The sequence below is a fragment of the Glycomyces harbinensis genome (assembly GCF_900101745.1).
GTDB classification, from domain to species: domain Bacteria; phylum Actinomycetota; class Actinomycetes; order Mycobacteriales; family Micromonosporaceae; genus Glycomyces; species Glycomyces harbinensis.
On sequence record NZ_FNAD01000001.1, the window covers coordinates 258051 to 279680 of the forward strand.

General features: G+C 72.0%; 20 protein-coding genes. 12 read left to right on the plus strand and 8 right to left on the minus strand.

Annotated features, from left to right (window positions below; translation table 11 throughout):
* Positions 1-17 precede the first annotated feature (17 nt).
* The gene (locus tag BLQ63_RS01095; RefSeq protein WP_091027298.1) at positions 18-1238 is read right to left on the minus strand and encodes an ROK family transcriptional regulator; all 1221 of its coding nucleotides are present in this window, start codon (positions 1236-1238) and stop codon (positions 18-20) included.
* A gap of 140 nt (positions 1239-1378) precedes the next feature.
* Here BLQ63_RS01095 and BLQ63_RS01100 point away from each other — a divergent pair, with 140 nt between their 5' ends.
* From BLQ63_RS01100 to BLQ63_RS01150, 11 genes are all read left to right on the plus strand, one after another.
* Positions 1379-3058 carry an ABC transporter substrate-binding protein gene (locus BLQ63_RS01100; RefSeq protein WP_091027299.1) on the plus strand — a complete coding sequence of 560 codons (1680 nt, stop codon included), beginning with the start codon at positions 1379-1381 and terminating at the stop codon, positions 3056-3058.
* Between the two features lie 28 nt (positions 3059-3086).
* Positions 3087-4076 carry an ABC transporter permease gene (locus BLQ63_RS01105; protein ID WP_091027300.1) on the plus strand — a complete coding sequence of 330 codons (990 nt, stop codon included), beginning with the start codon at positions 3087-3089 and terminating at the stop codon, positions 4074-4076.
* 15 nt (positions 4077-4091) lie between these two features.
* Positions 4092-5135, plus strand: a complete 1044-nt coding sequence (locus tag BLQ63_RS01110) for an ABC transporter permease (RefSeq protein ID WP_091027301.1) — start codon at positions 4092-4094, stop codon at positions 5133-5135.
* Positions 5132-6097 (plus strand): ABC transporter ATP-binding protein, encoded by a 966-nt coding sequence (locus tag BLQ63_RS01115; protein ID WP_091027302.1) that lies wholly within the window; start codon positions 5132-5134, stop codon positions 6095-6097. The genes BLQ63_RS01110 and BLQ63_RS01115 overlap by 4 nt, the downstream gene beginning before the upstream one ends.
* Entirely contained in the window at positions 6094-7008 is a 915-nt protein-coding gene (locus tag BLQ63_RS01120) for an ABC transporter ATP-binding protein (RefSeq protein ID WP_091027303.1), read from the plus strand. The genes BLQ63_RS01115 and BLQ63_RS01120 overlap by 4 nt, the downstream gene beginning before the upstream one ends.
* 57 nt (positions 7009-7065) lie before the next feature.
* Complete coding sequence (locus BLQ63_RS01125; protein ID WP_091027304.1) at positions 7066-9612, plus strand: glycoside hydrolase family 2 protein; 2547 nt, start codon at positions 7066-7068, stop codon at positions 9610-9612.
* A gap of 65 nt (positions 9613-9677) precedes the next feature.
* Positions 9678-11777 (plus strand): alpha-galactosidase, encoded by a 2100-nt coding sequence (locus BLQ63_RS01130; protein ID WP_091027305.1) that lies wholly within the window; start codon positions 9678-9680, stop codon positions 11775-11777.
* A complete protein-coding gene (locus BLQ63_RS01135; protein WP_091027306.1) occupies positions 11778-13055 on the plus strand; it encodes an AGE family epimerase/isomerase in 1278 nt (425 codons plus the stop codon). It begins immediately after the preceding gene.
* Positions 13052-14023 (plus strand): carbohydrate kinase family protein, encoded by a 972-nt coding sequence (locus BLQ63_RS01140; RefSeq protein ID WP_091027307.1) that lies wholly within the window; start codon positions 13052-13054, stop codon positions 14021-14023. The genes BLQ63_RS01135 and BLQ63_RS01140 overlap by 4 nt, the downstream gene beginning before the upstream one ends.
* Positions 14024-14098: 75 nt before the next feature.
* Positions 14099-14998: an RNA polymerase sigma factor SigJ gene (gene sigJ / locus BLQ63_RS01145; RefSeq protein WP_091027308.1), complete on the plus strand. Its 900-nt coding sequence runs from the start codon at positions 14099-14101 to the stop codon at positions 14996-14998.
* Between the two features lie 60 nt (positions 14999-15058).
* Entirely contained in the window at positions 15059-16042 is a 984-nt protein-coding gene (locus BLQ63_RS01150; protein WP_091027309.1) for an aldo/keto reductase, read from the plus strand.
* Between the two features lie 46 nt (positions 16043-16088).
* Here the strand turns inward: BLQ63_RS01150 and BLQ63_RS01155 are convergent, their stop codons facing one another.
* On the minus strand, positions 16089-17216 hold the full coding sequence (locus BLQ63_RS01155; protein WP_091027310.1) for an erythromycin esterase family protein: 1128 nt from the start codon (positions 17214-17216) through the stop codon (positions 16089-16091).
* A gap of 80 nt (positions 17217-17296) precedes the next feature.
* Here BLQ63_RS01155 and BLQ63_RS01160 point away from each other — a divergent pair, with 80 nt between their 5' ends.
* Positions 17297-18019 (plus strand): TioE family transcriptional regulator, encoded by a 723-nt coding sequence (locus BLQ63_RS01160; RefSeq protein WP_091027311.1) that lies wholly within the window; start codon positions 17297-17299, stop codon positions 18017-18019.
* A gap of 26 nt (positions 18020-18045) precedes the next feature.
* Here the strand turns inward: BLQ63_RS01160 and BLQ63_RS01165 are convergent, their stop codons facing one another.
* The 6 genes from BLQ63_RS01165 to BLQ63_RS01190 form a co-directional block, all read right to left on the minus strand.
* Positions 18046-18807, minus strand: coding sequence for an ABC transporter permease (locus tag BLQ63_RS01165; RefSeq protein WP_091027312.1), 762 nt, complete (start codon positions 18805-18807; stop codon positions 18046-18048).
* Positions 18807-19607 carry an ABC transporter ATP-binding protein gene (locus tag BLQ63_RS01170; RefSeq protein WP_091027313.1) on the minus strand — a complete coding sequence of 267 codons (801 nt, stop codon included), beginning with the start codon at positions 19605-19607 and terminating at the stop codon, positions 18807-18809. Before BLQ63_RS01170 ends, BLQ63_RS01165 begins: the two co-directional genes overlap by 1 nt.
* A 182-nt stretch (positions 19608-19789) precedes the next feature.
* On the minus strand, positions 19790-20212 hold the full coding sequence (locus BLQ63_RS01175) for an SHOCT-like domain-containing protein (protein ID WP_091027314.1): 423 nt from the start codon (positions 20210-20212) through the stop codon (positions 19790-19792).
* Between the two features lie 32 nt (positions 20213-20244).
* Complete coding sequence (locus BLQ63_RS01180) at positions 20245-20505, minus strand: hypothetical protein (RefSeq protein ID WP_091027315.1); 261 nt, start codon at positions 20503-20505, stop codon at positions 20245-20247.
* The gene (locus BLQ63_RS01185; protein WP_091027316.1) at positions 20502-20864 is read right to left on the minus strand and encodes a DUF2089 domain-containing protein; all 363 of its coding nucleotides are present in this window, start codon (positions 20862-20864) and stop codon (positions 20502-20504) included. The genes BLQ63_RS01180 and BLQ63_RS01185 overlap by 4 nt, the downstream gene beginning before the upstream one ends.
* A gap of 104 nt (positions 20865-20968) precedes the next feature.
* On the minus strand, positions 20969-21457 hold the full coding sequence (locus tag BLQ63_RS01190) for a GNAT family N-acetyltransferase (protein WP_091027317.1): 489 nt from the start codon (positions 21455-21457) through the stop codon (positions 20969-20971).
* Between the last annotated feature and the right edge of the window lie 173 nt (positions 21458-21630).

Genomic DNA, 21630 nt, shown 5'->3' on the forward strand with positions numbered 1-21630 from the left:
CCCCGCCTCGCCCTGGTTCACGGGACAGGCCCTAGGCGCGGGGGCTCCCCGATGTGCATGGTGCGCAGCACGTGCAATGCGCCGCCGACCGCCGCGGCGGAGTCGACGTTGGACGACACGATCACCTTGGGGCGGCTCAGCGCCCGGCTCAGCGCCCGCCGCTCCAGCTCGGCGGCCACGTGGTCGCGGTACAGCGTCCCGGCGACCACGAACGCCGGCCCGGCGAGCACCACGGTGTCGAGGTCGAACAGGTTGACCAGGGTGACCGCGGCCTGGCCGATCCAGCGCGCCGACTGCTCCAGGATCGCGGCCGCGTCCCGATCCCCCGCGCGCCACGCCTGCGCGATGCGGTCGAAATCGGCGAGGGTGCCGTCCGGGCCGCCGCGGACCGCGAAGCGGTCGGCGAGCCCGTCGTCGGCGAGGACCCGCGCGACCACGGCCTGCGGTGCGGCCTCGGCCTGCGCGCAGCCGCTGCTGCCGCACACGCACGGCTCCCGGCCGCCGGCGAGGGCCACGTGCCCGATCTCGACCGCGTTCGAGGCCCGGCCCCGGTAGACCTCGCCGTCGACGATCACGCCGCCGCCGATCCCCGAGGCCATGTAGATCAGGCCGAACGTGTCCGTCGGCGGGGACCCGGCCCAGAACTCGCCGAACGCGGCCGCGCTCGCGTCGTTCTCCAGCAGCACCGGCAGCCCCAGCCGTTCGGCGAGCGTCCCGGTCAGCGGGTACTCGAGCCATTCGGGGCCGGGCTGGGCCGTCAGCAGCATCCCGCGCTCCAGGTCCTGCGGCCCGTGGGTCACCAGGCCCACGCCCAGGACCCGTTCGCGCGGCACGCCGGCGCGTTCGAGCAGCGAGTCCACATGCGACGCCAGGGTCCGCACGGTGTCCTCGGGGCCGCGCCCGCCGGTGCCCGGCAGGCTCTCGGCGGCGACCCGGTCGCCGGCGAAGTCGAGGACCACGATCGTGGTGGTGATCCGGTCGACCTGGACGCCCACGGCGTGCCAGGCGCCGGCGACGAGCTGGAGGAGGCGCCGCGGCTGGCCGCGGCCCGGTTGCGGGTCGCGGCCGATCTCGCGGACGAGCCCGTCCACGATGAGCGGCCGCACGGCGTTGGTGATGGTGGCGGCCGTCAGCCCGGTCCGCTCGGCGAGTTCGACGCGGCTGATGGTGCCCTCGGCCCGCAGGAGGTCGAGGACGCGTCGGGCCGCGCCGGCGCGGGACCCGCCCGGATGGCGCATCTGGCGGCCTCCTTCGGAAGTTCATCGGATCTTATTCTTGACACCTTAAATTTAACAGGTTAATAATTGGCCGGACGCCCAAGCGGGCGTACCCCCTCCAGTTCCGCGGGCGAAGGCGCCCCGGACCCGAAAGGACGACGATGTCACCCAACAACGGACTGCGGCGCCGCGCCGCGGCCGCCCTCGCGGGCACGGCCGTGCTCGGCCTCGCGCTCACCGGCTGCTCCGGAGGCTCCGCCGACAGTTCGGCGGACGCCTCCACCCTGATCGCCTACACCGGCCAGGCGGGCGACTACCAGATCAACTTCAACCCCTTCTCTCCCACGAAGATCGGCGGCCTCGGCACGATCTTCGAACCGCTCTTCTTCCACAACAAGGCCCAGGTCTCCGACCCGTTGCCGCTGCTGGGCACCGAGCAGGCGTGGAACGAGGACGGCACCGAGCTCTCCGTGACCCTCCGCGAGGACGTCCAGTGGAGCGACGAGGAGGCGTTCACCGCCGACGACGTGGTCTTCACCTTCGACCTCATCAAGGCCAACCCCTCGATCAACAACGCCGGCTGGGACGGCGAGATCACCGCCGTCGACGACACCCACGTCGTCTTCGCCTTCGACGCGCCCGCGTTCGTCAAGGGCCCCGACCTGCTCAGCATCCCGATCGTGCCCGAGCACCTCTGGAAGGACGTCAACCCCGTCGAAGACGTCATGGAGGAGCCTGTCGGCACCGGCGCCTACACGCTGGACGAGTTCAAGCCGCAGGCGTTCACCCTCAAGGCCAACCCCGACTACTGGGGTGGCGAGCCCGAAGTGACGCTCATCCGCTTCCTGTCGCTCTCGGGCAACCAGGCCGGCGCCGACGCGATCGCCGCGGGCACCATCGACTGGCAGACCGGCCCCATCCCGGACATCCTGAACACGAACGAGAACTTCCCGAACTACGACGCGTACACGCAGGCGCAGAACCAGATGGTCCTGGCCTCGTGCTCCAGCGCCGACCTGGGATGCGAAGGCCCCCAGACCGACCCGGCCGTGCGCCAGGCGCTCTACTACGCGATGGACCGCACCCAGATCAACAGCCTCGCGTTCATGGACACCGCCAGCGACGAGTCGCCGACGTTCGCCCTGACGCCGAGCCAGGACGAGTTCATCTCGGCCGACATCGCCGAGAAGACCGTCCCGATGGAGCCCGACCCGGAGAAGGCCGGCCAGATCCTCGAGGAGGCCGGCTGGACCAAGGGCGACGACGGCTTCTACGCCAAGGACGGCGAGACCCTCTCGGTGACCGTCGAGATCGTCACCGGCTGGACCGACTACATCACCGCCGTCGACACGATCGCCTCCCAGGCGGCCACCGCCGGCATCGAGGTCAAGGCCGCGCAGTCGTCGTGGAACGAGTGGACCGAGAAGAAGGGCTCGGGCAGCTTCGAGCTCATCATCGACTCGCTCTACCAGGGCCCGACGGCCGACCCCTACTACCTGTACAACTACTTCTTCGACTCCAGCTCGGGCGCTGAGGTCGGCGGTTCGGCGGGCCTGAACTACTCCCGCTACGACAACCCGGTGGTCGACGACGCGGTGAACGCGCTGGCGAACCTCCCCCTGGACGACGCCGCGGCCCGCCAGCCGTACTTCGACACGATCCAGGCCGAGATCGTCCGCGACATGCCGTACATCCCGATCCTGACCGGCGGCACGACGAGCGTGTGGAACACCGCGAAGTTCTCCGGGTGGCCCTCCGACGACGACCTGTACGCCTTCCCGGCGGTCTGGTCGGCGCTGGACGCCGCCGAGATCTTCAAGCACCTCGAGCCGCAGGGCTGACCCCCCTCGTCGCCCCCGAAGGAGAACCATGAGCTACTTCCTGCGCAAAATCGGCTTCTACGCCGTTGCCCTGTGGGCAGCGCTGACGCTGAACTTCGCGATCCCTCGTCTGCTCCCGGGCAATCCGGTCGACATCCTGCTGGCCAAGCTCCAGCAGCGCGGCGGCACGGTGAGCCCCGAGACCAGGGAGGCCTATGCGCTTCTCCTCGGGGGCGACAGCTCTGAACCCCTGTGGGTCCAGTACGTCGACTATCTCAAGAACCTGCTGCGCGGCGACCTCGGCGTCTCCGTCAGCTACTACCCGGCGCCGGTGAGCGAGGTGATCGGGCAGTCGCTGCCGTGGACCGTGATCCTCGTCGGCCTCGCGACGATCATCGCCGCCGTCCTCGGCGTGGGGCTCGGCGCCTTCGTCGGGTGGAAGCCGGGCACCTGGCTCGACTCGCTCATCCCCGCCACCACGCTGCTCGCCGCCGTCCCGTACTTCTGGCTGGCGCTGCTCCTGACCTACCTGCTCGCCCGCGTGCTCGGCTGGTTCCCGCTCCAGGGCGGCTACGACGTCGTCCTCACCCCCGGATGGAACGCCGAGTTCATTTTGTCGGCGATCACCTACGGCTTCCTGCCCGCGCTCACGATCGTGCTCGCCTCGATCGGCGGCTGGCTCCTGGGCATGCGCAACATGATGGTCTCCACCCTCTCCGAGGACTACATCCTGACCGCCGAGGCGAAGGGGCTCTCGCCGCGCAAGATCCTGCGCTCCTACGCCTCCCGCAACGCCGTCCTGCCGTCCGTGGCCGGCTTCGCCATCTCGCTCGGCTTCGTGGTCTCCGGCTCGGTCATCACCGAGCAGGTCTTCTCGTACCCCGGCATCGGGGGACGACTGCTGGGCGCGGTGTCGAACAACGACTACGCCCTCATGCAGGGACTCTTCCTCTTCATCACCCTCGCCGTACTGGGCGCCAACCTCGTGGTCGACCTGCTGTACGGCCTGATCGACCCGCGCACCCGCGCCCGGTCCTGACGGGAGACCCGAACCATGACGAACCTCAAACCCACGAGCGAGCCCTCGGTCGCCGACAGCGCAGAACTGCTCGCCGAGACCTCGGCCGAATCCGGCCGGCCCGTCCGCTCGGGCTGGCGGATGCTCCTGCCCACCATGACGCCCTGGCTGGCGATCGGCCTCGGCCTCATCGTCGCCATCACCCTGTTCGGCGTGATCGGGCCGTACCTGGTCGGCGACCCGCGGGCCATCCGCGACATGGGCCTGACCGGCCCGTCCGCCGACTTCTGGCTCGGCACCACCCAGACCGGGCAGGACGTGCTCGCGCAACTGGCCCACGCCACCCGCGGCTCCCTCCAGATCGGCGTCATCGTCGGCCTGCTCGCCACCGCGCTGTCCGCCTTCTTCGGCATCTACGGCGCCTACCGCGGCCGCGCCGTCGACGAGGTGTTCTCGCTGTTCACCAACGTGTTCCTGGTGATCCCGGGCCTGCCGCTGGTCATCGTCATCTCCGGATTCGTGCCGGCCGAGAGCCGCGGACTGTGGACGATCGCCGTCGTCCTCGCCGTCACCAGCTGGGCCGGCTCGGCCCGGGTGCTGCGCGCCCAGACCCTCTCGGTGCGCAACCGCGACTACGTGGCGGCCTCCCAGGTCTCCGGCGAACGGCCCTGGCGGGTCATCATCGTGGAGATCCTGCCCAACCTCCTCCCGGTGATCGCCTCCCAGTTCGTCTTCGCCGTCATCGCCGCGATCCTCGGCGAGGCGGGCCTGTCGTTCATCGGCCTGGGCGCCTCGAACTCCTCCACGCTCGGCACGATGCTCTTCTACGCCCAGAACGGGTTCGCCCTGTCCCTCGGCGCATGGTGGTGGTTCATCCCTCCGGGCCTGATCATCGCCCTGTTCGGCACCGGGCTGTCCCTCGTCAACTTCTCCATCGACGAGATCATCAACCCCAAGCTGAAGAACCTCCGCCTCCACCGCAAGCGCGCCCGCCGCGCCGCCCGCCTCGAACGCGAGCTCGCCCAGGCCGCGCGCCGGGGCGGCCCCGCCGCCACCGCATCGAAGGAGTCCGCGCGATGACCGCCGCCGACAACCGCCGCGACGAAGCGGTGCTCACCGAACCGGCGCTCACAGAACCGGTGCTCACCGTCGAAGACCTCACGGTCGTCTACGAGGTCGAACAGCCCGTCACCGCCGTCAAGGACGCCAGCCTCACCCTCCACCGCGGCGAGATCCTCGGCCTCGCCGGCGAGTCCGGCTGCGGCAAGACCACGCTCGCCTACGCCGTCAACCGGCTCCACCGCCCGCCCGCGCGCATCTCCTCGGGCCGCATCACCTTCCACGACAAGGACGGCGACGACGTCGACATCCTCGCCCTGGAGGACGCCGAACTGCGGGCCTTCCGCTGGGACAAGCTCTCGATGGTGTTCCAGGGCGCGATGAACGCCCTCAACCCGGTCACGACCGTCCGCGCCCAACTCAAGGACACCCTCCTCGCGCACCGGCCCCGCATGTCCCGCAAGGAGGTCCGGGAACGCTCCGAGGAAGTGCTGCGCCGCGTCGGCGTCGACCCGGGGCGCCTGGGCTCCTACCCGCACGAGCTGTCCGGCGGCATGCGCCAGCGGGTCATGATCGCCATGGCCATGCTCCTGGAGCCGCAGATCATGATCATGGACGAGCCGACCACCGCGCTCGACGTCGTCGTCCAGCGCGACATCCTCCGCGAGATCGTGCGCCTGCGGGACGAACTCGACTTCGCGGTCGTCTTCATCACCCACGACCTGCCGCTGCTGCTGGAGATCAGCGACCGCATCGCCGTGATGCTCGAAGGCGAGATCGTCGAACTCGAGACCGCCGAGAAGCTCTATCGTGAAGCGAGGCACCCGTACACGCGAAAGCTCCTGGGCTCCTTCCCGAGCCTCTCGGGCGAGCGCGGGGCCTTCATCCGCACCGGCGTCGACGAGACGGCGCCCGGCGAGGAGACGCCCGAGGCGACGACCCCGACCGTGCCGGCCCAAGCCCCGACCGAGGAGCGAGCATGACCAGCGTCCACGTCACCGACCTGGTGAAGGACTACACGATCCGCAACGGCCTCAAGCGCACCCGGCTGCGGGCGGTCGACCACGTGAGCCTCGAGCTGACGCCGGGGCGCACCGTCGCCCTCGTCGGCGAGTCCGGCTCGGGCAAGTCCACCATCGCGAAGATCCTCACCCGCATGGAGAAGCCCACCGCCGGCACCGTCGCGGTCGAGCGCGACGACGGCACGACCGTGGACCGCTCCGCCTACCGCCGCGAGGTCCAGATGGTCTTCCAGGACCCCTTCGCCTCACTCAACCCGTTCCACTCCATCGAGCACCACATCGCCCGGCCGCTGCGCATCCACAACCGCACGGCCAAAGGCGAGGAGACCCGCGAACGCGTGCTGGAGATGCTCGAGCGCGTCAACCTGACCCCGGCGGCGAACATCGCGCCGCGGCGACCCCACGAGCTGTCCGGCGGGCAGCGCCAGCGCGTCGCGATCGCCCGCGCGCTGGCCCCGGGCGCCAAGGTCCTCATCGCCGACGAGCCGGTGTCCATGCTGGACGTCTCGATCCGGCTCGGCGTGCTCAACCTCATGGGCCGCCTGCAACGCGAGGACGACCTCGCCGTCCTGTACATCACCCACGACCTCGCCACCGCGCGGCACTTCTCCGACGAGATCACCGTGCTCTACCGCGGCCGCGTGGTCGAGCGCGGACCCGCGGACGCGGTCATCCTCGACCCGCACCACGAGTACACGAAACTGCTGGCCGCGGCCGCGCCCGACCCCGAGCGGCCCGGGCGCGTGACCGCCGCAGACCCGGTCGACCGGGACGCGATCGACAACAGCGCCTGCTACGACCACTTCGCCGGCGAATGGCGCGAGGCCGGCGTCCCGGCCGCCGAGGCGAAGGCCGTCACCCGCGCCGACTGAACCGAACCGGGACCGGCGCTCCCGCGAGGCTGCACACCCACGACCGTAAGGACCCATATGACCTACTTTCCCGAGACGTTCCGTCCGCTCCACGAGGGCTGGACCCTGACCGCCGCCGCACTGCCCCAGGACGCCCCCGTCGACCCGGCGGCGCTGGCGGCCGGCGTCCCGGCGGCCGTGCCGGGCGAGGCGCACCTGGACCTGCACCGCGCCGGGCTCATCGAGGACCCGTTCGACGGCGACAACGAGGCCGCGCAGCAGTGGATCGGCGACACGGCCTGGCGCTTCGCGACCACCTTCGAGTGGACCGACGACGGCGCCGCCCGCCACGACCTGGTCGCCCTCGGCCTCGACACCGTCGCGGCCGTGGAGGTCAACGGGGTCGAAGTCGGCCGCACGCAGAACATGTTCCGCTCCTACCGCTGGGACGTGCGCGAGCACCTGCGCGAAGGGTCGAACACCCTCGCGGTCGTCTTCGCCGCGCCGGTGCCCGAGGCCGCGGCCCGTGCCGAGCGCGACGGCGCGCTGCCGCACACGAACCACCACGCGTACAACCAGCTGCGCAAGATGGCCTGCTCCTTCGGATGGGACTGGGGCATCGACGTCGCGGGCGCCGGGATCTGGAAGCCGATCGGGCTCGACTCGTGGTCAGAGGCGCGGATCGCCTCCGTGCGGCCGCTGGTCGACGTGGTCGAGAACGCCGACGGCGGCCGTGACGGCGTCCTCACCGTGCACCTGGAGATCGAGCGCGCGGCCGACGAGGGCGACGTGGAGGTCCTCCTGGTCGTCGCCGGCCCCGACGGCCGTCCACTGGAGACCTCCGCCACGGTCCCCGCCGGGGAGACCTCGATCGCGATCGTGTCGGACGTGCCGGACGTGCGCCGCTGGTGGCCCGTCGGCCACGGCGACCAGCCGCTGTACGACGTGACCATCGAGATGAGCCGGGCGGCCTGGCGCGGCCGGGTCGGGTTCCGCACGGTCGAACTCGACACCGCCCCGGACCCCTCCGGAGCCCCGTTCGACATCCGCGTCAACGGCGAGCTCGTCCTGGTGCGCGGCGCGAACTGGATCCCCGACCACGCCTTCCTCACCGCGATCGACCGCGACCGGTACGCCCGGCGCGTGGACGACGCCCTCGAGGCCAACGTCAACCTCCTGCGCGTGTGGGGCGGCGGGATCTACGAGTCCGACGACCTCTACGAGCTCGCCGACGAGCGGGGCCTGCTCATGTGGCAGGACTTCCTGTTCGCCTGCGCCGCATACAGCGAGGACGACCCGCTGCGATCCGAGGTCGAGGCCGAGGTCCGCGAGAACGTGACCCGCCTCAGCCCGCACCCCTCGCTCATCCTGTGGAACGGCAACAACGAGAACACCTGGGGCTCGGTCGACTGGAGCTGGGCGCACCGCCTCGACGGCCGCGGCTGGGGCGACGCCTACTACAACGGCCTCATCCCCGAGGTGCTGTCCGAACTGGACCCGACCCGCCCGTACTCGCCCGCGAGCCCGTACTCCTTCGGCGACTACCGGTACCCCAACGACGAGCGCTACGGCTCGATGCACATCTGGGACGTCTGGAACCGGGTCGACTACAGCGTCTACGCCGACTACCGGCCGCGGTTCGTCGCCGAGTTCGGCTTCCAGGCCCCGCCCGCGTGGTCGACCCTCGCCGAGGTCGTCCACGATGAGCCGATGTACCCCTTCGGGCACCAGATGCTGGTGCACCAGAAGGCGAACCAGGGCAACGCCAAGCTCGAGCGCGGCTGGCAGGGGCACCTGCCCGACCCCGAGTCCATCGAGGACTGGCACTGGACGACGCAGCTCAACCAGGCGCACGCGATCCGGTTCGGCGTCGAGCACTTCCGCTCGCTCACGCCCCACAACACCGGCACGGTCCTGTGGCAGCTCAACGACAACTGGCCCGTGGTCTCCTGGGCCGCGGTCGACTTCGCCGAGCACCGCAAGCCGCTGTGGCACGCCCTGCGCGACATGTACGCCCCGCGCCTGGCGACGCTCCAGCCCCGCCCGTCCGAGCAGGCGTTTGCCGACGCCTGGGAGGGCACGGTCCCCGAGTTCGACACGCTCGCGCTCGTCCTGGTCAACGACACCGGCGAGGACTACGAGGGCGCCTTCACCGTGACCCGCGAGTCCTTCGACGGCACCGAACTCGCCAAGACCGTGCTCCGGGCGGCGGTGCCCGCTCGCGGGGCCACCACCGTCACCGTCCCCGCCGAGGTCGCCGCGTTCGGCGACCCGGCCGCCGAAGCCGTCGTGGCCGTCGCCGACGACGGCGCCTTCGCCCCGGCCTTCCGGTACGGGGCCGAAGTGGTCGCGCAGCGGCTCGACCCGAGCCCGCTGCGCGTCGAGGCCGCCGCGGTCGACAGTGCCGGTACGGGCAGTGCCGTGGAACTGCGCCTGACCGCGACCTCGCTGGCGCGTGACGTGTTCTGCCACGCCGACACCGTGGACCCGCTCGCCCGCGCCGACGGGGGCATGATCACCCTCCGGGCCGGGCAGACGGCCGTGATCCGCGTCCAGACCCCGGCAGGGGCCGACCCGGACGCGTTCGCCGACGCCCTGCGCTGCGCCAACGACCTGCTCAAGTAGTTCGACACGCCGCCCGGCCCGGTGGGGCCGGGCGGCGCGGCTTGAAAAACACCTGGAGACGTGACATGACACTGCGATGGTCCACTGGGGACTTCGATTTCGAGTTCGCGACCGGCGCCGACGCGCCGGTCTCCCTCCGGTCGCTCACCCCCGCCGACGCGACGCCCGCCCCGGCCGCAGGCACCCCGCCACTGGTCGAGGTCCAGGCGCTCGGCCACGGGCGCTTCCCCGGCAGCCACCGCTACTCCAGCACCACCGTCGGCTCGCGCCTGCGCTACACCGGCCACGAGATCACCGGCGGCGCACTGCACCTCCACCAGGCCGACCCGGTCACCGGCCTGCGGGCCACGAGCGTCCTCAGCCCCTCCGGCCGCGCCGTGCGGGCCTGGACCGTGCTGCGCGCGGGCGACCGGCCGATCACCGTCCAGGCCGTGACCTCCCTGGTCCTGGGCACCTTCGTCACCGAGGACACCACCGTCGACGACCTCGACGTCCTGTGGGGCGACAACGACTGGGTCGCCGAGTCGCGCTGGCACCGCGCCCCGCTGCGCGAGGTCGGCCTGCCCGCCATGGACCCCGCGGTGCACCACCACATGAACCGCGCCCGCATGGCCGTCACCACCCGCAGCTCCTGGTCCACAGGGGAGCGGCTGCCGACCGGCCTCATCGTCGGCCGAGGCTGCGGCCTCGCCTTCCAGATCGAGCACAACGGCGCCTGGCACTGGGAGATCGGCGAGGACCGCACCGGCGCCTCGCTCGCCCTCCTGGGCCCCACCGACGCCGAACACCAGTGGACCGTCGACCTCGCGCCCGGCGAGGCCTTCACGTCCGTCCCCGTGGCCGTCACGGTCGCGAACGATGCCGCCGACCCGGTCGGCGCCGCCCTCGCAGGCCTCACCGCCCACCGCCGATCCCTGGTGGCCGCCAAGGGCACCGCCGGACTCGACGGCCCCCTGCCCGTGGTCTTCAACGACTACATGAACACCCTCATGGGCGACCCGACCGCGGCCAAGATCCTCCCGCTCGCCGAGGCCGCCGCCCGCGCCGGCGCGGACTACTACTGCATCGACGCCGGCTGGTACGACGACGACGCCGGAGGCTGGTGGGACGCCGTGGGGGAGTGGGAGCCCAGCCGCTCGCGCTTCCCCGACGGCCTCGACGCCGTCCTCGCCTACATCCGCGAGCTCGGCATGGTCCCCGGCATCTGGCTCGAACCCGAAGTCGTCGGCGTCCGCTCCGAGATCTCGCGGACCCTGCCCGCCGAAGCGTTCTTCCAGCGCGGCGGACAGCGCGTGGTCGAACACGGCCGCTACCAGCTCGACTTGCGCCACCCGGCCGCCCGCGATCACCTCGACGCCGTGGTCGACCGCCTCGTCGGCATGGGCGTCGGCTTCTTCAAACTCGACTACAACATCATGCCCGGGCCCGGCACCGACGTCGGCGGCCTCGCCCCCGGCGCGGGCCTCCTGGAGCACTGCCGCGCCTACCTCGACTGGATCGACGCCGTCCTCGCCAGGCACCCGGGGCTCCTCATCGAGAACTGCGCCTCCGGCGGCATGAGGGCCGACTACGCGACCCTCTCCCGCCTCCACCTGCAATCCACATCGGACCAGCAGGATCCCGTGCTGTACCCCGCGATCGCGGCCGCCACCCCCGCGTCGATCCTGCCCGAGCAGGCCGGCCACTGGGGCTACGCCCAACCCGAGATGAGCGCCGAGGAATCCGCGTTCACCCTCGTCGCCGGCATCACCGGCCGCCTCTACCTCAGCGGCCACCTCGCCCGCATGGACCCCGAGCAGCTCGCGCTCGTCGCCACCGCCGTCGCCGCGCACCGCGAACTCCTGCCGCACAACGCGACCGCCGTCCCCTCCTGGCCGCTCGGCCTCGAACACCGCGGACCCTGGCAGGCCTTCGCGCTCCACACCGAGCAGGCCACGGTCCTGACCGTCTGGCGCCTCCCGGGCGCACCCGCCGACCTCGAACTCGCACTGCCCGCCCTGCGCGGCGACCACTTCGCCTGCGACCAGGTCTTCCCCGCCCCCGGCACCACCGGCATGGGCGAATGGGGCTGGACCTGGAACGCCGCCCAAGGCGTCCTGCGCATCGCGACCGACGTCCCGGCGCCGACCGCGCGCGTCCTGCGCCTGACGAAAGAGCGACCCTAAGTGACCCCGTGGCCCGACTCCCCGCACCACCACCGCTGGCTCGACGCCGAATGCCGCCGCCTGCTCGCCTTCGGCGCGCACCTCGGCCTGCCCCGAGGCGGCGCCGCCTACCTCGATGAGACCGGCGAACCCGATGCCGCCCAAGGCGTCCGCACCTGGATCACCGCCAGGACCGCCCACGTCTACGCCCTCGGCACCCTCCTTGGCATCCCCGGCAGCGCCCCGATCGCCGACGCCGCGCTCGCGGGCCTGACCGGGCGCCTGCGCGACGGCGGGCACGGCGGCTGGCACCACGCCCTCCTCGCCGACGGCACGCCCGACCGCGCGTCCGGCAAGTCCTGCTACGACCACGCGTTCGTCCTGCTCGCCGCCTCCTCGGCCGTCCTCGCCGAACGGCCCGGCGCCGCAGCACTGCTCGAGGAGGCCTCCTCCGTCTACCTCGAACGGTTCTGGGACGAGAAGGCCGGACTCCCCGTCGACGCCTGGGACGCCGCCTTCACCCGCCCCGAGGACTACCGGGGCCTCAACGCCACCATGCACTCGCTCGAAGCACTCCTCGCCGCCGCCGACGCCGTGTCGTCCCGCGACCCGGCCGCCGCGGCCGCGTGGCGCGAACGGGCCGGGCGCATCGCCCGCTTCGGCGCCGACCTCGCCGACCGGTACGGCGGCCGCCTCCCCGAGCACTTCGGACCCGACTGGACCCCCGACCTCGAACGCAACCGCGACCGCCCCGACGACCCGTTCAAACCCTTCGGCGCCACCCCCGGACACGGCCTCGAATGGGCCCGCCTCCTGCTCAACACCGAAGCGGCGCAGCGCGAAGCGATGCTGGAACCGGACGAGTCCCTGCTGCGGGCCGCGACCCTCCTGTTCGACACCGCCGTGGACGACGCCTGGGCCGCCGACGGCGCCGACGGCTTCGTCTACACCGTCGACTGGGACGGCCGGCCCGTCGTGCGCCAGCGGATGCACTGGGTCGCCGCCGAGGCGATCGCCGCCGCGGCCGCACTCCACCGACGCACCGGCGAGCAGCGCTTCGCCGACCGCTACGCCGCCTGGTGGGACCACGCCGAACGCCACTTCATCGACCGCGAACACGGGTCCTGGCGCCACGAACTCGACCCGGACAACACCCCGGCCGCCTCGGTCTGGCCCGGCAAACCGGACCTGTACCACGCCGTGCAGGCCACCCTCGTACCCCGGCTTCCGCTCGCGCCCGGCATCGCCCGGGCCCTGCGCGAAGACCGACTGTCCACCGTGCTCGAAGGAGCGGCATGAACCACCGCACGGCACAGCCGTCCCCGACGGTGCTCGTCATCGGCGAGACCCTCATCGACATCGTGCCCGCCGCCGACGGCGTCCGCGAACTGCCCGGCGGCAGCCCGGCCAACGTCGCGGTGGTCCTCGGCAGGCTCGGCCGCCGACCGCTGCTCGCCACGACCCTCGCCGACGACGACCGCGGCAAGACCGCCCGGCGCTGGCTCGAGGACTCCGGCGTCGACGTCCTCGCCCAGGCCCCGGCCTCGGGCCGGACCTCCACGGCTGCCGTGCGCTTCGACCGGAACGGCTCGGCCGCATACGAATTCGACCTCGCCTGGGACCTCGACACCGCCACGCTGCGACTCGCCGCCGACGAACCCGCCGCGGTGCACGCCGGCTCCATCGCCACCGTCCTCGACCCGGGCGCCTCCGCGGTCGAGGCCGCGCTCCTGGCCGCCCGCGGCCGCTCGCTCGTCACGTTCGACCCCAACGCCAGGCCCACGTTCACGCCCGACCGCGACGACGCCCTCGCGCGCGTCGAACGCCTCGTCGCGGCGAGCGACGTCGTCAAGGTGTCCGATGAGGACCTGGCCTGGTACCACCCGGGCGCCGACCCGGTCGACGCCGCCCGCGACTGGGCCGCAACCGGTCCGGTCCTGGTCGTCCTCACCCGCGGCGCGGACGGCGGCGTCCTGGTCCGCGACGGGCACGAACCGGTCACCGTCCCGGGCGTCCCGGTCGCCGTCGCCGACACCATCGGCGCGGGCGACACCTTCATGGGCGCGCTGATCGACGCGCTCCTGACCCTCGGCGCGCAGGGCCCGCACGCCCGCGACGCGCTCGGCGACCTGGCGCCCGACGACCTGCGCTGGGCCGCGACCTGGGCCGCGCACGCCGCGGCGATCACGGTCTCGCGCCCGGGCGCCGACCCGCCCACCAGGGCCGAACTCGCCCTCCGCGCGCAGTCCCGGCCGATCGGAGTGTGAGCTTCCCGTCGGACCCCGCCGCTGGAACCGCATCGTCGGCATCATTGGGGGACCGGCGATCGAAGGAGCGAGACCATGAGCGACGGCGCGGCGGTGTCGGACGAACGGGGCCGCCTCACGAACCTCGCCTACCGGCTGCTCGGCTCCCTCGCCGACGCCGAGGACGCCGTGCAGGAGACCTACCTGCGCTGGTACCGCCTGGACCCCGAAGCGCGCGCGGCCGTCCGGGTACCGGGAGCCTGGCTCACCACCGTCGCGGGCCGGGTCTGCCTGGACGTGCTCGGCTCGGCGAAGACCCGCCGCGAGCGGTACGTCGGGGCGTGGCTGCCCGAGCCGCTGCCGGACCGCTCGGTCGGCTCGTCCGGAGCCGCCGCCGACCCCGCCGACCGGGTGACGCTCGACGAATCGGTCGACATGGCGCTCCTCGTGGTCCTCGAGACGATGACCCCGGCCGAGCGCGTCGCCTTCGTCCTCCACGACGTGTTCCGCTACCCGTTCGCGGAGATCGCCGCGATCGTCGGCCGCACCCCGGCCGCCTGCCGACAGCTCGCGACCTCCGCCCGCCGCCGCGTGCGCGAGGTCCGCGGGCCCGTCGAGCCGACCGCCGCGATCGTCCGGGACTTCAAGGAGGCCTGGCGGGCCGGGGACGTCGACGCGCTCATCGGCCTGCTCGACCCGGACGTCCGCGCGGTCGCCGACGGCGGCGGCATCGCCAGCGCGCACCCGTACCCCGTCCAGGGCCGCGACCTCGTCGCGCGGGGCCTCGTGGCCGTCCTCGCCGTGATGGAGGGCCGGCGGTTCCTCGAACGCGCCGTCAACGGAAGGCCCGGCCTGGTCGCCGAGCGCGACGGCGTCACCGACACGGTGATCGCCTTCGACACCGCGAACGGCCGCATCACCGCCCTGTGGGTGATCCGCAACCCCGAGAAGCTCCGCGCCTGGAACCGGGCCGAGCCCGAGGCCGATATCAGATAACGCCGATACACTGGCGCAGGACTCGACGGGGCCGTCCCGTCGCCGGACTGAGGGAGACCCATGGAGCAGCGCGCATTCGGCAGGAGCGGCCAGCGGGCGTCGGTGGTCGGACTGGGCACCTGGCAGCTCGGCGCCGACTGGGGCGACGTGCAGGAAGCCGACGCCCTCGCCGTACTGGAGGCGGCCGCCGACTCCGGCGTGACCTTCTTCGACACCGCCGACGTCTACGGCGACGGCCGCTCCGAGCAGCTCATCGGCCGGTTCCTGCGCGAGCGCCCCGACGCCGGCGTCCTCGTGGCGACCAAGATGGGCCGCCGCGCCGACCTCGACCCGGCCCTGTACACCCTCGACAACTTCCGGGCCTGGACCGACCGCTCGCGCGCGAACCTCGGCGTCGACCGGCTCGACCTGGTCCAGCTCCACTGCCCGCCCACGCCCGTCTACTCCTCGGACGCCGCCTTCGACGCCCTGGACACCCTCGTCGAAGAAGGCCGCATCGCCGCCTACGGCGTGAGCGTCGAGACCTGCGACGAGGCCCTGACGGCTATCGCCCGCCCCGGCACCGCCAGCGTCCAGATCATCCTGAACCCGTTCCGGCTCAAGCCGCTCGAAGCGGTCCTGCCCGCGGCCGCCGAAGCCGGCGTCGGCGTCATCGCCCGCGTCCCGCTCGCCAGCGGCCTGCTCTCGGGCAAGTACACGAAGGACACCGTCTTCGCCGCGAACGACCACCGCGCCTACAACCGGCACGGCGAGGCCTTCGACCAGGGCGAGACCTTCTCCGGCGTCGATTACGCCACCGGTGTCGAAGCGGCCGTGGCGTTCGCGTCCCTCGCGCCCGAAGGCGCCAGCCCCGCGCAGACCGCGCTGCGCTGGATCCTCCAGCAGCCGGGCGTCTCGACCGTGATCCCCGGAGCGCGCAATCCCGAGCAGGCCCGCGCGAACGCCGAGGCCGCCGCGCTCGCGCCCCTGCCGGAGGCCACCCTCGACGCGGTGCGCGACCTCTACGACGAGAAGATCCGCGAGCAGGTCCACCACCGCTGGTAGCCCTGCGGGCCGGCCCGGATCCCGTCCGGGCCGGCCGCAAGCGCCCTCAGGCCCCGCTGACGTGCAGGATCGCGTCGGCGCCCTCGAGCGCCGCCCGGTCGAGCGGGAAGTAGCCCCGCGCCGCCGGCGCGTCCTCGCGGGCGGCGGCCGCCTCGACCTCGTCGGCGGCCGCGAGGCCCCAGTCGCCGAACCGTTCCTGAAGGAAGCCCTCCCCGGTGCCCGGGTCGGGCGCGCCGAGGCCCAGCCCGCTACTGCGCCCGAGGCTGCCGAGCACGCAGACGTACCGCTCCCGCAGGAGCGACGCGAGGACCGCGCCGGTGCCGGACCAGGCGAGGTCCATGCCCGCCATGGACATCCGGCTCCGGTTCCGCTGCAAGTGGACGTTCGCGCCGTACACCAGGGTCGGACCCCGGTGCGCTTCGAGACCGCGGATGTCGAGCAGGTTCTGCGCCATGATCGCGTCCCGCACACCCGACAGGCGCGACCACCGGTCGCCCTCCTCGGTCCGGTGCGCCGCCTGCCGGTGGTAGCGCAGCAGCGCCAGCGCGGTGGTGACGTGCACCCTGGCCCGGTCCCACTCGGACCGCGACGTGGCCCCGATCAGCCGGGGCGCATCGGTGTAGAGCCCGATGAGCAGGTCGTCGGCGATCACCCGCAGCCGCCGCGCCTCGTCCGTGCCGCCGGGCGAGCGGTCCGGATCGGTGACGGCCTCCATGCCGCCCCACCGGTCGTCGTCGCCGACCAGCGGCGCGAGGTCGAGTTCGAGGCCCAGGTAGTCGCGGCCGTGTTCGAGGTAGCGGCGCGGGCTCTCCGCGGTGAACTCGAACGGGGAGTCCATGCCGTGGAAGGCCAGGCGCTCCTCCATCGGCCGCCGCTCGTTGTACTCGCGCATCCACGCGACCAGCCGCCGGTTCGCGTCGAGGGCGCCGAACCCGTGCGAGAAGCCCTCCTCCATCGCCTCGTCGAGCGAGCCGGTCTCCTTGCGGACGTAGTCGTCCACGATGAAGGCCGCCACGCGGTCGCTCTCGTACGCGATCGACCGGAAGCCGAGGCCGGCCAGTTGGGCGAACAGCTCGTTGCGGATCCGCCCGAAGGCCGGTTCGTGATGCGTCGGCTCGCCGAGCCCCAGCAGGTCGCAGGCGCCGTTGACGAATTCGCGAATGTCCTGAGTCATGGCCTCAAACATATCGTTGAAACAGCGGTTGAGACTTGCACCGCATCCGAACTCGCATACATCCGCTAAAGTCTCAACCGATGATGCACCTTCGCCCTTCGGATCTCGCGCGCGAGCACGGCCTCTCGGCCCAGGCGGTGCGCAACTACGAGCGCGACGGGTGCCTGCCGCCCGCCGAGCGCACCCCCGGCGGCTACCGGATCTACACCGAGGTCCACGCCGCGGCGCTGCGGGCGTTCCTCGCCCTCGTCCGCGCCTATGGCCACGCCACCGCCACCGAGGTCATGCACGCGCTCGGGGAAGGCGACCTCGACGACGCCCTGATGGTCGTCGACCGCGGCCACGAGCAGCTGCTGCGCGACCGGGCCACCCTGGAATCGGTGCGGGCGGCGGTCGCGGGCCTCACGGCCGAAGGCGCTCCTGCCTTGCGCCCCTTCAGCGTCGGGGAACTCGCCTACCGCCTGCGCCTCACCCCGGCGACCCTGCGCAACTGGGAGGACGCCGGCATCCTCACCCCCGAACGGGACCGCGCCACCGGCCACCGCCGCTTCCGGGCCGAGGACGTCCGCGACGCCGAACTCGCCCATCTGCTGCGGCGCGGCGGCTACCCGCTCGAGCACATCGCCACCGTGATGGGGCAGGTCCGGTCGGCTGGCGGCACCGAGGCGCTGGCCGAGGCCCTGGAGGACTGGCGGGGCAGGCTGACCCGGCGCGGACTCGCCATGCTCGAAGCCGCCGCGCGCCTCAACGACTACCTGGCCGTCGCCGACGCGCGGCACGACGCCGCGCCGCGAACGCCCTGAGACGTCCGCGGCGCGGCGTCCGCGCCTCAGGCCACCTTGCGGCGGTAGACGACCATCGCCAGCGCGTACGCGACGATGAGGATGCCGACGCACCAGGCGAGGGCGACCCAGATGTCGTCGCCCACGGGCTGCTGCGCCAGCAGCGCCCGGATCGTGTTCACGATCGAGGTCACCGGCTGGTTCTCCGCGAACGCCTCCACCGGCGCCGGCATCGTGTCGGTGGGAACGAAGGCCGAGCTGATGAACGGCAGGAAGATGATCGGGTAGGAGAAGGCGCTCGCCCCGTCGGGGGAGGAGGCCGACATCCCCGCGATCACGGCGATCCACGTCAGCGCGAGCGTGAACAGGACGAGGATTCCGGCCACGGCGAGCCAGGCCCCGATCCCCGCGGAGGAGCGGAAGCCCATGAGCAGCCCCACGAGCACGATCACGACCACGGAGATCATGTTGGACACCAGCGAGGTCAGCACGTGGCCCCACAGCGCCGCCGAGCGCGAGATGGGCATCGAGTTGAACCGGTCGAAGATGCCGCGCTGGAGGTCCGCGTACAACCGGTAGGCGGTGTAGGCGATCCCGCTCGCGATGGCGATGAGCAGGATGCCGGGCATCAGGTAGTCGACGTAGTCGCCGGGGCCCGCCTCGATGGCGCCGCCGAAGACGTAGACGAACAGCAGCATCATCGCGATGGGCGTGATCGTGACGGTGATGATGGTGTCCACGCTGCGCGTGACGTGGCGCATCGAGCGCCCGAGCATCACGCCGGTGTTCGAGAGGGTGTGGGCGCTCATCACGGCGCCTCCTTCGCGTTCGCAGTGGTCTTGCCGTTCTTGTCCTTGCCGACGATCGACAGGAAGATCTCCTCGAGGGTGGGCTGGCGTTCGACGTACTCCGCCTTGGCGGGCGGGAGCAATTGCCGCAGCTGCGCGAGCGTGCCGTTGACGATGATGGCGCCCTCGTGGAGGATCGCGATCCCGTCGGCCAGCTTCTCGGCCTCGTCCAGGTACTGGGTGGTGAGCAGGACCGTCGTGCCGCCGTCGGAGAGGTCCTGGATCACCTGCCAGACCTCCAGGCGCGCTTCGGGGTCCAGGCCGGTCGTCGGCTCGTCGAGGAAGATGACGGCCGGTTCGCCGATGAGGCTCATGGCGATGTCCAGTCGCCGGCGCATGCCGCCGGAGTAGGTCGCGACCCGCCGTGCGCCGGCGTCGGTGAGGCCGAAGCGCTCCAGCAGGTCGTCGGCGACCTGCTTGGGCCCCTCGACCCGCCGCAGCCTGGCGATCATGACGAGGTTCTCGCGGCCGGTCAGGATCTCGTCGACGGCCGCGAACTGCCCGGTGAGGCTGATGGACTCGCGGACCTGCGCGGCCTCGGTGGCGACGTCGTACCCGTTGACGCTCGCGGTCCCCTCATCGGACTTGAGCAGCGTGGCGAGGATTCTGACAATCGTGGTCTTGCCGGCGCCGTTGGAGCCGAGCAGGGCGAAGATGCTCCCGGACGCGACGTCGAGGTCGACGCCCTTGAGGACCTGGAGGTCTTTGTAGGACTTGCGCAATCCTTGAATCCGGATCGCCGGGGGTTTGGCGGTGTTCATGGCTCCTCGTCTCGGTGGTGGGTAGAGGGTGAGCAGCAGCCCGAGGTCGAGCACGGCGGGATCACCCCATGTTCATTCGTCTAATATGGACAGATTCTGGGCAGGGCCGCCCCCTGTCGGCGCACCCGTGCCGGGTGCCGGACCGCAGCGGTCCCGCGAGCGGCCCGGCGGCCGCCGCGGGGTTACTCGCAGAAGACCTGGACCTTGTTGCGGGGGTCGTCGACGTCGACGGTGAGCTCGTCGAGCGCTTCGACGAGGTCGTCGAGGTGCTGCGGCTTGAGCTCGGAGAGGTCGATCGGGAACCCCGCCTTCTCCAGCTCCGCGTTGGCCCGGGTGATCGCCACCGGGGGGATGAGGCTGGTGAGCCGGACCCCGGCCCGCAGCAGCTTCAGGGGCACGCGGACGTTGACCTGGGAGGGCCCGCTGGGGTCCTCTTCGGAGTGGACGATCACCCGGAGGTACCTGGCCTTGGCCTTCCGGGGCCCGGCGCCCGCAGGGGCGTCGGCCGGCTCCCTCTCGACGGCGCTGAGGAGCCGTTCGGCCTCGTCGGCGGTGATCTTGTTCTCGGCCAGCATCTGGAGGATCTGGCGGCGCTGCTCGTTCATGACGGTGCTTCTCTCCTGGTTTCCCGGGTGGCTTATCTGACGCTGACCAGGAAGGCCGTCCGGCCCTCCACGATCTCGAACCGGGCGCCCGGCATCGCCCACATCACCCGGCCGACTCCGGCCAGCGCGCCCAGCGGGCTGATCTTGAAGATCAGGCAGGCGATCACGCCGCCGACGACGGCGAGCAGCAGCAGGGGCGACAGCAGCAGGACCACCGGCACGACCGGGATCCACCACCGCCGGAAGCGGCCGTCGCGCAGTCGGTAGCGGACCGTGACCAGTTGCGGGATCATCGCCGCCCCTCCATCTCCGCCAGCGCCTCGTCGACGCTGATCTCTTCGCGCTGCAGGCGTTCGAGGATGTCGTGGCTGGTCGGGGCCGGGTCGGTGTCGACGAAGTCGAGGAGTCCCGCGATGCGGTTCAGCCGGGCCTTGATCGTCGGGTAGCTCACCCCGAAGATCCGCTCCATCTCCTTGATCGAGCCGTGGGCCTGGACGAACGCGGCGACGAACACCTGGTCCTCGCCGCTCAGCTGTGCCAGCTGCGGCGGCTCGAACTCGCCCTCGACCGCGATCCCGCTGTCGGCCAGGCGGACCCGCTCGACGACGAACGGCTGCCCGCGCGTCAGGTCGGTCAGCTCCTGCCAGTCCATCCCGGCTCCTTCACACTCTCGGTATCTTGCGTACTCTTCAGTTGTACCTTGAGATTCTCAAGGAGTCAACTTCAGAATATTAATTTTTCTGATACCGAGGTTGATCAATTGCGATCCGAGGCGTCCGCGGGCGGCGGTTCGGGCTCGAACTGCATGAGCCGGTGCGACTTGGCGAATCCCATGCGGCGGTAGACGGGTACGGCGCGCGTGGTCGAGTGGACGGTCACGCGTTCGAGCCCGAGGGCGTCGGCGATCGCCAGGACCGCCTCCATGAGGCGGCTTCCCAGCCCCTGGCCGCGCGCTTCGGGGATCACGTAGACGCTCTGGACGTCGCCGACGGTGCGATCGAGGACCTGCGGCGTCGGCACGCGGTGCGTCAGCGCCATCCACGCCATGCCGATGACCTCCCGGTCCCGGACGGCCACGACGCAGCGGTGCATCGCGGCCTCCTGCGCCCAGCTGGTGAAGGCCCGCTCGAACGTCTCCCGGTCGACCGTCTGCTCGTCGCCCGCCTCGATCTGCCAGCGCCACCGGAGTCCGGCGACGGCGGGCAGCTCGGCGGGCTCGACCTCGCGAACCTCGACTTCGCTCATGTGACGAGTATGCGCGCCTGGGCGGGGGAGCGGCGGGCCTGAAGCGGGCGGGTCCGGCCGCCCGTGTTCAGCGCGCGGCCGGACCCCGGAATCACCCCACCCGAAGGACGAGGTCACGGGAGGCGATCGGCGCCTTCCGCGTCGGTGCCGCGGCGGGTCCGCCCGCCGCCGGC